This window comes from Pseudomonas sp. GW101-3H06, from assembly GCF_059424605.1.
The window spans coordinates 249579-263691 of sequence record NZ_JBWKZO010000002.1 but is presented as its reverse complement, the minus strand read 5'-3'; the positions used below and the strand labels follow the sequence as shown (position 1 = coordinate 263691).

Genomic DNA, 14113 nt, shown 5'->3' with positions numbered 1-14113 from the left:
AGCGGATCCTTTCACCCAGTCCAATTGAGCCGTGTCGGTACCTGCCAGAACCAACAAACGCGACGTAGGCATGAAGTCTATGCAGCTGTCCGCCAATCTGGGCATGCACTCAGTACTCGAAAAAGCCATTCGCTATGGCATAGTCGGCGCGGCGAGAAGCGCTCCACCCTGTAACGAGGCAACAAGCGGGCAGGAAATGTTCCCCTCCCTCGAGTGGCAAGCACGCACAAGCTCAGATAGGGCAGCCTCCATACGTTTCAAGTCTGCCATCTTCTCTCGCACGTCTTTAAGCCTGTGCTCTGTCAGGTGGCTGGCTTCCTCGCAGTGAGTACCGTCCTCCAGTCGCAGTAATCCAGCAATCTCGTCCAGGCTGAAGCCTATACGCTGCGCTGACTTTACGAATCGTAACCGCGCTACATCCGCGCCTCCATAACGGCGAATGCTGGCGTAAGGCTTATTGGGGTTGTCTCAGAATTCGGAAAATAAAGCACGCTAAGGCGTAGTCAACCCGTGACTCCCCCCGCGCCGACACCGTGAGCTTCGTTCCGTCTTGTAGTGACGCAATGAGCGGGCAGGACACGTTCCCCTTTCGCGCATGGCAGGCGCACACCAGTTCAGACAGCACGGCCTCCATGCGCGTCAAGTCGGCCATTTTCTCGCGCACGTCCTTAAGCATGTGTTCCGCCAAGCTACCAGCTTCCTCGCAATGTGTTCCGTCATCTAGCCGCAGTAGCTCGGCGATTTCATCCAGAATGAAACCCCGCCGCTGGGCCGATTTCACGAAGCGCACCCGCGTTACATCCGCCTCGCCATAGGGCTTGTCTGGTTCCGGCAGCAGTTCCTTGCGCTGATAGAGCTGGATGGTCTCCACATTGACCCCGGCTGCCTTGGCGAAATTGCCGATGGTCAGGTTCTCCAAATTGTGTTTGATGCTGCTTGATTCCGTACCTGACTACGGGATTAACCTTAACCCATCGATCAAATGCTCGAAAGGAGAAATGCATGTCTGAACCATCAAACGGGCGCGCCCCTCTTGTCGCCGGGGGGCTGGCGGCGATTCTCGCCTCGACTTGCTGTCTTGGGCCGTTGGTTCTGATCGCACTGGGATTCAGCGGGGCCTGGATCGGCAACCTGACGGTGCTCGAACCGTACCGTCCGCTCTTCATCGGTGCTGCGCTCGTGGCGTTGTTCTTCGCCTGGCGGCGCATTTTCCGGCCAGTACAGGCATGCAAGCCGGGCGAGGTGTGCGCAATTCCGCAGGTGCGGACCACCTATAAGCTCATTTTCTGGATCGTTGTCGCGTTGGTCTTGGTCGCGCTCGGTTTTCCCTATGTTGTGCCATTTTTTTACTAATCAGGAGTTCACCATGAAAAAACTGTTTGCCGCCCTCGCTCTCGTCGCCGTTGTCGCTCCGGTGTTGGCCGCCACCCAAACCGTCACGCTATCCGTGCCTGGCATGACTTGCGCTGCCTGTCCGATCACGGTCAAAAAAGCCATCTCGAAAGTAGATGGCGTCAGCAAGACCGACGTGATTTTTGACAAGCGTGAAGCTACGGTGACCTTTGACGACGCCAAGACCAGTGTCCAGGCACTGATGAAGGCAACCGAAAACGCCGGCTATCCATCCACACTCAAGAACTGATCATGCAAAATCCGAAAACACTGATGCGTGTCGGCGTGGTTGGCGCGGTGCTGGTAGCGCTGTGCTGCTTTACCCCGATTCTGGTTATTTTGCTCGGTGTTGTCGGCTTGTCCGCCCTCACCGGATATCTGGACTACGTACTGATGCCCGCCCTTTTAGTATTCATCGGTTTGACCATTTACGCAGTCCGGCGCAAACGCAAAGCCGATGCTTGCTGCCCACCAAGTGGAATAAGAGGAAAAAAATGATTGCAATAACTATAGACGGGATGACCTGCATGTCCTGCGCCACGCACGTCAAGGACGCTTTGGAAAAACTTCCCGGCGTAAGCCATGCCTTGGTGTCCTATCCCGAGAGCAAGGCGCAGGTACTGGCTGACACTGGCGCCAGTCGCGACCAGATGCTGGTAACTATCGCAGCGCTGGGTTATCGGGCCGCTTTCGATGAGGGGTCCAATAAACGCGACTCCGGCAAGATTCCGGCAACCGACAAGCCCGGGAGCGGTTTACACATTGCCATCATCGGTAGCGGCGGTGGCGCTATGGGAGCGGCGCTGAAGGCCGTCGAGCAAGGCGCGATGGTCACGCTGATCGAGCGCGGTACCATCGGCGGCACTTGCGTCAATATCGGCTGCGTGCCGTCCAAGATCATGATCCGTGCCGCCCACATCGCCCATGTGCGCCGCGAAAGCCCATTCGACGGCGGCATCGCGGCGACTGTGCCGGTGATTGACCGCAGCAAGCTGCTGGCCCAGCAGCAGGCGCGCGTCGATGAACTGCGGCACGCCAAGTATGAAGGCATCCTGGTAAGTAATCCGAGCATCACCGTACTGCGCGGCGCAGCCCGCTTCAAGGATAGCCAACACCTCGTTGTACATATGACCGAAGGCGGTGAGCGTACAGTGGCATTCGACCGCTGCCTGATCGCCACCGGCGCCAGTCCAGCCATTCCGCCGATCCCCGGCCTGAAAGACACGCCGTACTGGACCTCCACCGAGGCGTTGGTCAGCGACACCATTCCCGAACGCCTGGCCGTGATCGGCTCGTCGGTGGTGGCGTTGGAACTGGCGCAAGCCTTTGCCCGGCTAGGCAGTCAGGTCACGATCCTGGCCCGCAGCACGCTGTTCTTCCGCGAAGACCCGGCAATCGGCGAGGCTGTCACAGCCGCCTTCCGTGCCGAGGGCATCGAAGTACTGGAACACACACAGGCCCGCAATGTAGCGTATTCAGACAATGAATTCGTGCTCACCACGGAACACGGCGAAGTACATGCCGACAAGCTGTTGGTCGCTACCGGCCGGACACCAAATACACGCCGCCTGGCGCTGGAAACGGCGGGCGTGGCTGTCAATGCGCAGGGCAGCATTGCCATCGACAAAGGCATGCGCACCAGTACGCCACACATTTATGCTGCTGGCGACTGTACTGACCAGCCGCAATTTGTTTATGTCGCAGCGGCCGCCGGCACCCGCGCGGCCATCAACATGACAGGCGGGGATGTTGCCCTCAATCTGGGCGCAATGCCAGCGGTGGTGTTCACCGATCCGCAAGTTGCTACTGTGGGCCTGACCGAGGCCGAAGCGCATGCACAAAACATCGAGACCGATAGCCGTACGCTGACACTCGACAACGTGCCTCGTGCGCTCGCCAACTTCGACACACGCGGTTTTATCAAGCTGGTCATCGAAGAAAGTAGCGGACGGCTCATCGGCGTCCAGGCGGTAGCCCCGGACGCGGGCGAGCTGATCCAGACGGCGGTGCTGGCCATACGTAACCGCATGACGGTGCAGGAATTGGCTGACCAGTTGTTTCCCTACCTGACGATGGTCGAGGGGCTAAAGCTCGCCGCACAGACCTTCAGCAAGGATGTGAAACAACTGTCCTGTTGCGCGGGTTGAGGAAAAGGAGGTGTTCAGTGAGCACTTATACAGTTCCCCGCTTAGCACATGGCGCGGGCGTTAGTGTGCATATCGTGCGCAATTACATGCTGCGCAGGTTGCTGCTACCGTTAGCACGAACTTCGGCGGACATTGTCTGTTCGACAAGACAGCCTTGCGGCGCTTGCGTTTCGTGCAATCCTCCTTTGAGGCTGGTATCGGCCTGGACATGCTAATGCGCTGTTCCGTGCGATGGACACCGAAAATAGGAAGGCTGCGACAGTGCAGCTTGTTGACATACGCAAGCTTGTTGAGTGCCGCTGTCAGGCGCCCGCTGGCCTGGATGCGCAGTTGGTAGAGCAGTCGAGCGAAATGGCACATGAAACAGCGGTTTTGACATGAACAATCCCGAGCATTTGCCCGATGGAGCAGGTAAGCCAATCACCGCTCACCTATGGGGTGTGCTTGCGGTTCTATCGTGCCCCTGCCATCTACCCATTTTCGCCATTGTTCTGGCTGGTACGACAGCCGGCGCCTTCATTGGTGAACACTGGGGTATCGCGGCACTCGCACTGACCGGTTTGTTTGTCCTGTCCGTGGCACGACTGCTACGAGTCTTCATGGGGCGATCATGAGCGATATCCCACACGCCGAATGGACTACGGCGCAACTGGCGTAGGTGGTTGTGTGCGGGCAGCTTTAGCTGCATTACCAGCCGATTGTCGATCTGCCCAGAGACAAGATTGCCGGCGCGGAAGCACTGGTGCGCTGGCGGCACCCAAGTCTCGGCTTGTTACTGCCGGGTCAGTTCCTGCCCGTGGTGGAATCGCCCGGTTTGATGCCGGAAATTGGCACATGGCTGCTACACGAAGCCTGTCGCCAGATGCACGACTGGCTACCTCTGCAATGGAGGCCGTTCCGTCTGGCCGTCAATGTATCCGCACGCCAAGTCGGAGCAGATTTCGATGGTCAAGTGCCGCCGATTATTTGGAGATCGGGCTGACCGAAACTGAAGTCCGCGCGTCTACGTGAAATCTGTAATTCATTGCTAGGTTCAGACCTGGATTTTAAATAGAAATGCGTTTTTTGGACCTCTTTTCAAGGTTTCAACCAGCGCCGGAGGTTTTCACACAGCCTGTATGGTTGTTCGTTCTCGCGCACCGTTACCTCATTAACCTGGAGAAATATCACGACTACCAAACGCAAAGTCGAAGTTTTTAACGCGGGCTGTCCCGCCTGCCAAACCGCCATCGAATTCGACAATCACATCGCATGCAGTTCGTGTGATCTCTCAACTCTCGATATGAACGACATCAATGTGGCGAAACGTGCCCATGATCTGGGTGTCCGCTCGGTGCCAGCAGTCGCCATAAACGGCCAGTTGGCTTCGTGTTGTTGTTCAGACGCTGGCGTCGAAGAGCAGGCGCTTCGCGCCGCGGACCTCGGTCAAGCCTAGACAGCATGCACGGGAAGGGTTACGGCCGCTCCCCGGATGCCGCGCGCCAGTAATTTCTTTGGATAAACGCTTGACCTTGGTGCTTACTCCAAGGGTTATCGTTCTTATGTCCCTATTGACTTTAAATGACGGGAGATATCATGAATTTCAGAGCATCAACACAGCGTATGTTTCTCACATTGACCATCGCCCTGATGGCAACCGGCGTACTGGCCGCACCGCCCACCTACCGGTTGTACGTAGACGGCCTGTCCTGTCCGTTCTGCGCCTATGGCATCGAGAAAAAACTGAACGCCGTCGAAGGCGTCGAAAGTCTTGAAACCAACATCAAGGACGGCACTGTGACCGTCACCATGAAGAACGGCGCACCGCTCAACGAGGCCGCAGCTAAACTGGCGGTAAAAGCTGCCGGTTTCAGTCTACGCAAACTCGAACCGGTTCAATCCGCCCCGGCGGAACAGACGAAATGAAGGTCGTGCTGAAGACAGGGTTGGCGACGTTTTGCCTAACGGCTGGAACCGCATGGAGCGCGCCGATCACCTTCAACACGGCGCTGCCAGTGCGCGAAGGTGGCTACGTCCTGCGCGAGCAGTTTGTCTTCATGAAGAGCGCCGACGACCCGACGCCGGCTGGGCACGACATGGAAGCAAGCGCCCTGGTATCGGTGCTGGGCTATGGCGTGACGCGGGACTTCGCGCTGTTCGGCATGCTGCCCTGGTTCGACAAGCGTCTGGACATGAGCAAGGGCGGGCAGGATCTATCCCGGCAGAAATCGGGCGTTGGCGATCTCACGGTGTTTGGCCGCTACACCGCCTATGAATTCAACGCACAGGGGAAAACTTTCCGTATCGCACCGTTCCTGGGCGTGAAGGCACCAACTGGTGAGGATAATGCCCGCGACGGTGTGGGGCGCTTGCCTCCGCCGGTCCAACTTGGTTCCGGTTCATGGGATGTGCTCGGTGGCGCTGTGCTCACCTATCAGACGCTGGATTTCGAGATCGACAGCCAGGTGAGTTACAAGGCCAACACCGACGCCAACGGCTTTCAAGCTGGTAATGTCGCCAGCCTCGACACCTCATTCCAGTACCGGCTGTGGCCGCGCAGCCTGGGCGCGGGTGTTCCCGCTTTTCTGTATGGAGTGCTCGAAGCCAATCTCGTGCATTCGGCCCGGGATCGCAGCGGCGGAGCCGACGACCCGAATTCGGGGGGCACCACGCTGTTCATCACACCCGGACTGCAATACGTGACCCAAAAATGGATAGTCGAGGCCGGCGTTCAGATTCCCGCCAGCCAGCATCTCAACGGCACGGCGCTGAAGAACGATTACGTTTTCACCACCGGCTTTCGCGTCAACTTCTGAGACCAAACCATGCAATTTCGATCGGCAGCCAAATGGGCTAAAAATATCGTGATCGCATCGGCAGCGCTACTCGCTGCCGGTTGGCTGGCCTTTGTGCCGTCGGCCAAGGAGCCGCCCTACACCTTTGTGACGGCGTGGGGCGAGAAAGGCGGCGCGCCCGGCCAGTTCAACGATCCGACCGGAATCGCCGTCACCGCCGACGAAGTGTTTGTTGCCGACTCGCGGAATGGCCGCATCCAGGTCTTCGATCGTGACGGCCATTTCAAACGCCAATTCGGGACGCCCGGGAAGAAACCGGGCCAGCTCGACCGCCCGATGAATCTGACTATCCACCAGGGTGAGCTTTACGTGGCCGAATACTTCAATGACAGGATTCAGGTTTTCAGCCTCGACGGCCAGTCCAGGCGCCTGATTGGCAAGTCCGGTAGCGGCCCCGGAGAATTCAATGCGCCTGGCGGGGTAGCGGTAGCGCGTGACGGCGATATAGTAGTGGCCGATTTCTACAATCAGCGCATCCAGCAGCTTACGGCCAACGGCGGCTTCGTGCGCCAATGGGGAACGACCGGCAAGATAGGCACCCGGGGCGGCGAGTTCAACTATCCCACGGACGTCGCTTTCGGCCCCAACGGCACCCTCTACACGGCCGACGGCTACAATGATCGGATACAGTCCTTTGGACCTGACGGGTCGTCATTGGGCAAGTGGGGCGGCCCGTTCGCCATGAACATTTTCGGCCCCTTCAACGGCTGGTTCGCAACCGTGACCGGCGTGACCGTCGATCAGCAAGGTAATGTTTTTGCGGCCGACTTCTACAATCATCGAATTCAAAAATTCTCCGCGGAAGGCAGGTTTTTGACGAGCTTCGGCGGAAAAGGCAGCGGCCCGGGTCAGTTCGAGCACGCCATCGCGGTTGCCGCAGCCAGCGACGGAACGATATTCGCGGTCGATTTCGCCAATAACCGAATTGAAAAGTGGACTCCGGCAAAGCCTTGACCATGGTGCGTACTCCAGGGTTTGTATTGTCGCTAACCAATTGGAGAAAGCCATGTACACCATCGGTAAAGTAGCCGCGCTGGCGGGAGTTAGTCCGGATACGCTGCGCTACTACGAAAAGCACGCCTGATCACACCCGCATCGAAAACCGCTGCGGGCTACCGTCTATACAACAATGAAGCCGTGCGTCGTATCCGCTTCATCAAACATGCCCAACACTGCGGATTCACGTTGTCGGATATTCACGAGCTTCTGACGTTGAAGCAGACCGGTAGCGCCTTTTGCGAGGACGTGCGCAGTCTAGGCATCGAGAAGAAGCTGCGTATCGAGCACAAACTGCTAGCCTTGCAGGCCATATCGTGCGCCCTCGATGAATTGATACAGGGCTGCGAAGGCGGCGAGGCAGTGACCGACAACTGTCCCATCCTGGTGGCGCTGGAAAACAGTCTCGCCGAGGCGGCCCGATGAGTGTCAAGATCGAACTCATTGCCGCGCAGGGATGCGACAAATGCGTAGCCGCGCAAGAACAGCTACGCGCCATTGCAACCGCAAAACTTGGCGACAACGAGGTCGCTCACGCACAGCGCAGTCGGCGGAAGCTGGCCAGAGTGTCGTGATCGGGGTGGCTGCCGGCTGCGAGGTAGAAAAAGGCGAGCGAGTCGTAAACGGCGCGTTCAATCTTGCGGTTGGAAAAGGTGCCGATGGCATAGTCATAGTCCAGCAAACTGAGCAGCACCTCGGGGTGATAGGCGGCGCTGCGCGTCCGCCAAAAAACCGGGTGAGCCATCACCTGCGCCATGTTGTGCGCCAGTTGGGTAACCTGCTGCCGGAGAGCCATATCGGAAAGCCTGCCGTGAGGGACTTGTTGTCGCTGAACCGCGGGACGTTGATGCACGTCATTTCGCTGCAGGCGCCCGCACGGGAAGATGATGATCGCCTCAAGGATCTGGACTTCATCCCGACAGGTATCGCGGGGCGCGATTTTGCACGTCGCCAGATGGCGGCGGCACCATGGAATGAAGCTGTCGATACCGGAATGAGTATCGTCGTACACCGTTGAGCTGTTTGCAGGGGTTGCTATGATGTCGAAGCGTAGCCTCAGGGTCTCTCCAAACCGGAACATTCGACCGTGACGTCATTCCTGCTCACCTACGAGTCCGCGATACGCCTGGGTGCCTTTACCGGCATCTTCGCCGTGATGGCGCTGTGGGAAGTACTCGCACCCAAGCGGCGCCAATCCATTGGTCGCTGGCAGCGCTGGCCCCCCAACCTCGGCATTGGCGTGCTGGACAGCGTACTGGTGCGACTGATATTCCCCACCGCCGCTGTCGGCGTGACGCTGTATGCCGATGCCCACGGCTGGGGAGCGTTCCATGCGCTGGACGTGTCGGGCTTGCTCGCGGTGGTGGCGTCGATTCTGCTGCTAGACCTGGCCATCTATCTGCAACACGTGATTTTTCATGCGGTGCCACTGCTGTGGCGGCTGCACCGAATGCATCACACCGATCTCGAGTTTGACCTGACCACCGGGACGCGCTTCCACCCGTTGGAGATTGTGCTGTCGCTAATGCTCAAGCTGGGCGTTATCGTCGCGCTGGGTGCGCCGGCGATCGCGGTGCTGCTCTTCGAGGTGCTGTTGAATGCCACTGCCATGTTCAACCACGCCAACGCGCGTCTGCCTCGGCGGTTGGACGCGGTTCTGCGCTGGCTGCTGGTCACGCCGGACATGCATCGCGTGCACCATTCGTGGCACCCGGATGAAACCAACTCCAACTTCGGCTTCAACCTGTCGTGGTGGGACCGGCTGTTCGGCACTTATCGTGCACAGCCGCGCGACGGCCATGCCGGCATGACCATCGGCATCAACCAGTTCCGCGATCCACGTGAGCTGCGCCTTGACCGCATGCTGTGGCAACCGACGCGCGGGCCGGTGAACAGCTATCCGATCAATGCGCGGCCCGAGGCCCCGGGTGGTGCAGACATCCCGTGAACGACCGCAAAAGCGAAGCTGGCACATTGACGCGTCATGGAGGTGCGCTGCCACCCCGGACTCAAAGCCCGGCGATTGTCATGGATGGTCGCCCGTTCGGGCGGGGTGACACTCGCTTCGTGATGCTTTCGCGAGCGCTATGAAATTTTCGCGCCGCAAGGCCCTTGACTCTGACCTTGGTCAAAGGCCCAGACTCGCGGCATGAACACACAAACTGCTCCACTCACCATCGGTGCCGTCGCCAAGCGCGTTGGCGTGGCGATCAACACGATTCGTTATTACGAACGCTTGGGGCTGTTGCCCAAGCCACCGCGACGTGCCTCAAACTATCGAAGTTGTGGGGATGGAGCGATCGCGCAGCTGCGCTTTAACCGCCGGGCCATAAATCCGAGCCTCACCCTGAAGGAGATTCTCGATCTGCTCACGCTCCCGCATAACCACCAGAAGGGGGTGGCTGCAGTGAAGCAGCGCGCACAGCTTTGGCTGGTGGCGCTGAATGCCCGCATTGCCGAGTTGCAGCGTGTGTGCGATGGGCTTGCACAACGGGTGGAGTCCTGTCCCGGCCACGGCGCACCCGACCATTGCCCGAGCTTGCGGGTGCTAACCCATGAGGAGATGTCGTCATGAGCGAACCGATAGCCTGTTGCCAGGGTGCCAGCCAGTCGGCGGACGCGATGGCGATCGATCCGGTGTGTGGGATGCAGGTGAATCCGGCGACCGCAAAACACGTCAGCATGCACGACGGGCAGACGTTCCATTTCTGCTCCGTCGGTTGCAAGACGAAGTTCGAGGCGGCACCGGCATCGTATCTGGTGGCTTCCGGCAAGCAGATTGCGGCGGGTAGCTGCTGCGCCGGCGAGACGGTCGCGACGCCCGATCATGCCGCAGCAAGCCTCACCCAAGAGAAGGATCCGGTCTGCGGGATGACGGTGGACCCGCACACCGCCAAGCAGCATGTTGAACATGCCGGTCACACTTACTACTTCTGTGGGCAGCGGTGCAGCGACAAATTCATAGCCGAACCACTGGCCTGGCTCGAAGGTCACGCGGCCCCGGGGGCGATCTACACCTGCCCGATGCACCCGGAGATCCAGCAGGTCGGACCCGGCGAGTGCCCCAAGTGCGGCATGGCGCTGGAGCCAATGCTGCCCAGAGAGGACGAAAACGACGGCGGCGAAGTGCGCGCCATGACCCGCCGCTTTTGGCTGCTGGTGGCCCTCACGCTGCCGGTGTTCCTGCTGGCGATGGGACCGCACCTATTCGGCTGGCAGCTGCCGTCACCATGGGATGGGATAACCCACTGGGTCGAGGCGGTGCTGGGGACGGCGATGGTGCTGTGGGGCGGGGCGCCGTTTTTCCAGCGCGGCTGGAATTCGCTCAGGCCTTGGCGGCCGAACATGTACACGCTGATCGGCGTGGGGACCGGCGTGGCTTGGCTCTACAGCGTGGTGGCATTTGTGCTGCCGGGGATCTTTCCGGCCAGCTTTCGCGACGTGCACGGCCAGGTCGGCGTGTATTTTGAAACCGCTGCGGTGATCGTCACCCTGGTCACGTTGGGCGACTTTCTGGAGCTGCGCGCGCGCCGCCGTACCGGTGCCGCGCTGAAGGCGCTGCTGGGGCTGGCGCCGAAGACCGCGCATCGGCTGGCCGACGACGGCAGCGAGAGCGACGTGCCACTGGCTGAGGTGCATGCGGGTGATTCCCTGCGCGTTCGCCCCGGCGAAAAGGTGCCGGTCGATGGCGTGGTGCTCGACGGCGAGAGCCATGTCGACGAATCGATGCTCACCGGCGAGCCGATGCCGGTGAGCAAGACCAAGGGCGAGCCGGTGACCGGCGGCACCGTGAATCAGGACGGCGCGTTGACCATGCGTGCGGAAAAAGTCGGCGGCGAGACGATGCTGGCGCAGATCGTGGCGCTGGTGGCCAAGGCGCAGCGCAGCCGCGCGCCGCTGCAGCGGGTGGCCGATCGCGTTGCGGCGTGGTTCGTGCCGGCGGTGTTCGCCTGTTCCATACTGGCGTTCGCGGGCTGGGCCTGGCTCGGTCCAGATCCGAAGCTGACGCATGCGTTGATCGCGGCGGTGTCGGTGCTGATCATCGCCTGCCCGTGCGCGCTGGGGCTGGCCACGCCGATCTCGATCATGGTGGCCAGCGGCCGCGGTGCGCAGAACGGCGTGTTGTTCAAGGATGCCAGCGCGATCGAGGCGCTGCGCGACATCGACACCCTGGTGCTGGACAAGACCGGCACGCTGACCGAAGGCAAGCCGGCGCTGACCGAACTGCTGCCGCTAGGCGAACTGCCGCGCGAACGCCTGCTGCTGCTGGCTGGCGCGTTGGAGCAGCCCAGCGAGCATCCTCTGGCGCGAGCGATCGTCAATGCCCTCGACGGCGAAACGCCGCCCACGGTGGAGGATTTCCGCACCCTGACCGGTCGCGGCGTGCAGGGCCGTGTCGACGGCCGCCTGGTGGCGCTGGGCAATGCGCGACTGCTCGACGAACTCAAGATCAACGCCGACGACAAGGCCACGCAACAGGCCGAAGCGCTGCGCGGCGACGGCGCTACGGTGATGTTTCTCGCCGTCGACGGGGTGCTGGCCGGCTTGATCGCGGTCGCCGACCGGATCAAACCGGGCACGGCGAAAGCGATTGCGGCGCTGCATGCCGACGGCCTGCGCCTGGTGATGCTGACCGGCGACAACGCGACCACGGCGAGTGCGGTGGCGCGCCAACTGGGCATCGACGAGGTGCATGCCGATGTGACACCCGCCGACAAGGCATCGGTGGTGACCCGGCTGAAGAGCGAGGGCCGCCGCGTGGCGATGGCCGGCGACGGCATCAACGACGCGCCCGCGTTGGCGGCGGCGGACGTGGGCATCGCAATGGGCAGCGGCACCGACGTGGCGATGGAAAGCGCGCAGGTGACTCTGATCAAGGGCGATCTGGGTGCCATTGCGCGGGCACGCTCGTTGTCCCGTGCCACCGTGCGCAACATCCACCAGAACCTGTTCTTCGCCTTCATCTACAACGCGGTCGGCGTACCGCTGGCGGCCGGTGTGCTGTATCCGGTACTGGGCATCACGCTGTCACCCATGGTGGCCGCATTGGCCATGAGCCTGAGCTCGGTGTCGGTGGTGAGCAATGCGTTGCGCCTGCGCAAGGTGACGTTGTGATAGAACGTACCAGCAAGTGCCTTGCAATCGATCATCAGACCCCACTTCCAGTGACCACGTACAGCAATCTGTCCCGGCGACATCCCGCCAAACCTTTGCGCCTGACGGCCCTCGTTCTGGCCACGGCCTTGGGGGGATGCACGGTGGGACCGAATTTCGTGCACCCCGATCCGCCGCAGGCGGCGGCCTATACGTCGGCAGCGACCGCGCCGCATCTGCAGCCGGATGCCGGCGAGCCCGCGCAGCGGGTCAGCGTCGAGCAGGCAATTCCGGCCGCCTGGTGGCAACTGTTCCGCTCGCCACCACTGGACCGTCTGGTGCGCCAGGCGATTGCCAACAGTCCTACCATCGCGGCGGCCCAGGCCCGACTGCTGCAGTCGCAACAGGTGGTGGCCGAAGCACGCGGGGCCTATGCCCCGCAGATCGATGCTTCCGCTTCGGCCGAGCGGCAAAAGGGGCCGCCGTTTGCCCTGGGTATTCGGCCCAACCATGATCTGCCGACCTACAGCCTCTACTCGGCCGGCGCCACCGCAAGTTTCACCCCCGACGTGTTCGGCCTCACCGGTCGGCGGGTGGAACAGCAGCAGGCGTTGGCGCAGAACCAGGCGTATCAACTGGCAGCGGCGCAACTGGCCGTCACCGGCAATGTCGTCCATCAGACGCTCACCATCGCGGCGGCCCGGCAGCAGATCGCGGCGCTCGACGCCACCGTCGCCGCCGACGAAAAAACCCTCGCGCTGGTGCGGCAGAAATACACCGATGGCAAGCTGGCCCGGGATGACGTATTGACCGTCCGGGCTCAGCTCGCGAATGACCGTGCCCTTCTGCCGCCGATGCGGCAAGAGGTGGCCGTGGCGCAGGACGCGCTCGCCATCTTGGTCGGTGTGGCGCCAGCCTCGTTCTCGCCGCCGGACTTCGACCTGGCCGATTTCACGCTGCCGGCCGAGCTGCCGGTCGGGCTGCCTTCGGCGCTGGCTGAGCGCCGCCCCGACATTCTCGCCGCCGAGGCCCGGTTGCACGCCGCCAGTGCGGCGGTCGGCGTTGCCGACGCGCAGATGTATCCGAGCTTCACCTTATCTGCGTCGGTCGGCACGGCGGCGCTTGCCACCAGCTCGCTGGGCGGCGGTTCCAACCTGGTCTGGACGCTGTTCGGCGGTATCACTGCACCGATTTTTCATGGCGGTGCGCTGACCGCGCAGAAGCGGGCAGCGATCGATCAGTTCCACGCCGAGCTGGCGCTGTACCGGCAGACCGTGCTGACCGGACTTGGCCAGGTGGCCGACCTGCTGCGTTCGCTCGGCCACGATGCCGAACGGGTACAGGCCGAGCGCCAGGCGCTGGACGCCACCGACGACTCCTTGCATCTGGCGCAACGCCGTTACGCACTGGGCAAGACCGGCCGGCTGCCCCTGCTCGATGCCGAACGCCGTGATCAGCAGCAGCGCGTGTCGTATGTCCAGGTCAGGGCGCAACGTTACCTGGACAGCGCCCAGCTGTTCGTGGCCCTGGGTGGCGGATGGTGGCGCGATGCCGGCGCCCCCGACCAACGCGCCAACCCGACACGCCAACCCTCATCATCCGCCGTGCCTGATCGTCGACGCACCCTCGAACCGAACCAGTGAATACGCC

General features: G+C 61.4%; 18 protein-coding genes and 3 pseudogenes. 18 read left to right on the top strand and 3 right to left on the bottom strand.

The features are described from left to right. Positions 1–132: 132 nt before the first annotated feature. Both AC07ZE_RS30440 and AC07ZE_RS30435 read right to left on the bottom strand, forming a co-directional pair. A pseudogene (locus tag AC07ZE_RS30440) lies at positions 133–462 on the bottom strand (MerR family DNA-binding protein); the annotation flags it as partial. After that, complete coding sequence (locus tag AC07ZE_RS30435; RefSeq protein ID WP_137807359.1) at positions 455–931, bottom strand: MerR family DNA-binding protein; 477 nt, start codon at positions 929–931, stop codon at positions 455–457. The gene AC07ZE_RS30435 and the pseudogene AC07ZE_RS30440, both read right to left, overlap by 8 nt. A 71-nt stretch (positions 932–1002) precedes the next feature. Here AC07ZE_RS30435 and merT point away from each other — a divergent pair, with 71 nt between their 5' ends. From merT to AC07ZE_RS30370, 13 genes and pseudogenes are all read left to right on the top strand, one after another. Beyond that, a complete protein-coding gene (merT, locus tag AC07ZE_RS30430) occupies positions 1003–1353 on the top strand; it encodes a mercuric ion transporter MerT (protein WP_137807360.1) in 351 nt (116 codons plus the stop codon). Positions 1354–1366: 13 nt separating this feature from the next. After that, positions 1367–1642: a mercury resistance system periplasmic binding protein MerP gene (gene merP, locus AC07ZE_RS30425; RefSeq protein ID WP_057978976.1), complete on the top strand. Its 276-nt coding sequence runs from the start codon at positions 1367–1369 to the stop codon at positions 1640–1642. Positions 1643–1644: 2 nt separating this feature from the next. After that, on the top strand, positions 1645–1890 hold the full coding sequence (gene merF / locus AC07ZE_RS30420; RefSeq protein ID WP_137807361.1) for a mercury resistance system transport protein MerF: 246 nt from the start codon (positions 1645–1647) through the stop codon (positions 1888–1890). Beyond that, a complete protein-coding gene (gene merA, locus AC07ZE_RS30415; RefSeq protein ID WP_137807362.1) occupies positions 1887–3539 on the top strand; it encodes a mercury(II) reductase in 1653 nt (550 codons plus the stop codon). Before merF ends, merA begins: the two co-directional genes overlap by 4 nt. A gap of 17 nt (positions 3540–3556) precedes the next feature. After that, positions 3557–3920, top strand: a pseudogene (gene merD / locus AC07ZE_RS30410) (mercuric resistance transcriptional repressor MerD). Further along, on the top strand, positions 3917–4153 hold the full coding sequence (gene merE, locus AC07ZE_RS30405; RefSeq protein WP_137807363.1) for a broad-spectrum mercury transporter MerE: 237 nt from the start codon (positions 3917–3919) through the stop codon (positions 4151–4153). Before merD ends, merE begins: the two are co-directional and overlap by 4 nt. Before the next feature lie 128 nt (positions 4154–4281). Next, on the top strand, positions 4282–4521 hold the full coding sequence (locus tag AC07ZE_RS30400; RefSeq protein ID WP_425312262.1) for an EAL domain-containing protein: 240 nt from the start codon (positions 4282–4284) through the stop codon (positions 4519–4521). A gap of 132 nt (positions 4522–4653) precedes the next feature. Beyond that, complete coding sequence (locus AC07ZE_RS30395; RefSeq protein ID WP_202879048.1) at positions 4654–4974, top strand: thioredoxin family protein; 321 nt, start codon at positions 4654–4656, stop codon at positions 4972–4974. A 140-nt stretch (positions 4975–5114) separates the two neighbouring features. Further along, positions 5115–5444, top strand: a complete 330-nt coding sequence (locus AC07ZE_RS30390; protein ID WP_202879044.1) for a heavy-metal-associated domain-containing protein — start codon at positions 5115–5117, stop codon at positions 5442–5444. After that, positions 5441–6334, top strand: a complete 894-nt coding sequence (locus tag AC07ZE_RS30385) for a transporter (protein WP_137807364.1) — start codon at positions 5441–5443, stop codon at positions 6332–6334. The genes AC07ZE_RS30390 and AC07ZE_RS30385 overlap by 4 nt, the downstream gene beginning before the upstream one ends. Before the next feature lie 9 nt (positions 6335–6343). Continuing rightward, positions 6344–7327 (top strand): NHL repeat-containing protein, encoded by a 984-nt coding sequence (locus AC07ZE_RS30380; RefSeq protein ID WP_137807365.1) that lies wholly within the window; start codon positions 6344–6346, stop codon positions 7325–7327. Positions 7328–7379: 52 nt separating this feature from the next. After that, positions 7380–7457, top strand: coding sequence for a MerR family DNA-binding transcriptional regulator (locus AC07ZE_RS30375; RefSeq protein WP_372242185.1), 78 nt, complete (start codon positions 7380–7382; stop codon positions 7455–7457). Beyond that, positions 7454–7795, top strand: a complete 342-nt coding sequence (locus tag AC07ZE_RS30370) for a MerR family DNA-binding protein (RefSeq protein ID WP_259332071.1) — start codon at positions 7454–7456, stop codon at positions 7793–7795. The genes AC07ZE_RS30375 and AC07ZE_RS30370 overlap by 4 nt, the downstream gene beginning before the upstream one ends. A gap of 121 nt (positions 7796–7916) precedes the next feature. Here the strand turns inward: AC07ZE_RS30370 and AC07ZE_RS30365 are convergent. Further along, positions 7917–8084 (bottom strand): annotated as a pseudogene (locus tag AC07ZE_RS30365) (transposase); the annotation flags it as partial. Between AC07ZE_RS30365 and AC07ZE_RS30360 the strand changes: the two are divergent. The 5 genes from AC07ZE_RS30360 (at position 8070) to AC07ZE_RS30340 (ending at position 14106) form a co-directional block, all read left to right on the top strand. Beyond that, complete coding sequence (locus AC07ZE_RS30360; protein WP_404940909.1) at positions 8070–8387, top strand: DUF3734 domain-containing protein; 318 nt, start codon at positions 8070–8072, stop codon at positions 8385–8387. The pseudogene AC07ZE_RS30365 and the gene AC07ZE_RS30360 overlap by 15 nt on opposite strands. 69 nt (positions 8388–8456) lie before the next feature. After that, the gene (locus tag AC07ZE_RS30355; protein WP_137807366.1) at positions 8457–9317 is read left to right on the top strand and encodes a sterol desaturase family protein; all 861 of its coding nucleotides are present in this window, start codon (positions 8457–8459) and stop codon (positions 9315–9317) included. Between the two features lie 201 nt (positions 9318–9518). Beyond that, the gene (locus AC07ZE_RS30350; RefSeq protein WP_137807367.1) at positions 9519–9944 is read left to right on the top strand and encodes a MerR family DNA-binding transcriptional regulator; all 426 of its coding nucleotides are present in this window, start codon (positions 9519–9521) and stop codon (positions 9942–9944) included. Beyond that, positions 9941–12484: a heavy metal translocating P-type ATPase gene (locus AC07ZE_RS30345; RefSeq protein WP_137807368.1), complete on the top strand. Its 2544-nt coding sequence runs from the start codon at positions 9941–9943 to the stop codon at positions 12482–12484. Before AC07ZE_RS30350 ends, AC07ZE_RS30345 begins: the two co-directional genes overlap by 4 nt. Continuing rightward, positions 12481–14106, top strand: coding sequence for an efflux transporter outer membrane subunit (locus AC07ZE_RS30340; protein ID WP_171017126.1), 1626 nt, complete (start codon positions 12481–12483; stop codon positions 14104–14106). Before AC07ZE_RS30345 ends, AC07ZE_RS30340 begins: the two co-directional genes overlap by 4 nt. Positions 14107–14113 lie beyond the last annotated feature (7 nt).

What these genes read in the sequence shown, in the direction of transcription:
- merT (WP_137807360.1), top strand. Translation starts at nt 1,003, where the DNA reads ATGTCTGAACCATCAAACGGGCGCGCCCCTCTTGTCGCCGGGGGGCTG.
- merP (WP_057978976.1), top strand. Translation starts at nt 1,367, where the DNA reads ATGAAAAAACTGTTTGCCGCCCTCGCTCTCGTCGCCGTTGTCGCTCCG.
- merF (WP_137807361.1), top strand. Translation starts at nt 1,645, where the DNA reads ATGCAAAATCCGAAAACACTGATGCGTGTCGGCGTGGTTGGCGCGGTG.
- merA (WP_137807362.1), top strand. Translation starts at nt 1,887, where the DNA reads ATGATTGCAATAACTATAGACGGGATGACCTGCATGTCCTGCGCCACG.
- merE (WP_137807363.1), top strand. Translation starts at nt 3,917, where the DNA reads ATGAACAATCCCGAGCATTTGCCCGATGGAGCAGGTAAGCCAATCACC.
- AC07ZE_RS30390 (WP_202879044.1), top strand. Translation starts at nt 5,115, where the DNA reads ATGAATTTCAGAGCATCAACACAGCGTATGTTTCTCACATTGACCATC.
- AC07ZE_RS30385 (WP_137807364.1), top strand. Translation starts at nt 5,441, where the DNA reads ATGAAGGTCGTGCTGAAGACAGGGTTGGCGACGTTTTGCCTAACGGCT.
- AC07ZE_RS30380 (WP_137807365.1), top strand. Translation starts at nt 6,344, where the DNA reads ATGCAATTTCGATCGGCAGCCAAATGGGCTAAAAATATCGTGATCGCA.
- AC07ZE_RS30375 (WP_372242185.1), top strand. Translation starts at nt 7,380, where the DNA reads ATGTACACCATCGGTAAAGTAGCCGCGCTGGCGGGAGTTAGTCCGGAT.
- AC07ZE_RS30350 (WP_137807367.1), top strand. Translation starts at nt 9,519, where the DNA reads ATGAACACACAAACTGCTCCACTCACCATCGGTGCCGTCGCCAAGCGC.
- AC07ZE_RS30345 (WP_137807368.1), top strand. Translation starts at nt 9,941, where the DNA reads ATGAGCGAACCGATAGCCTGTTGCCAGGGTGCCAGCCAGTCGGCGGAC.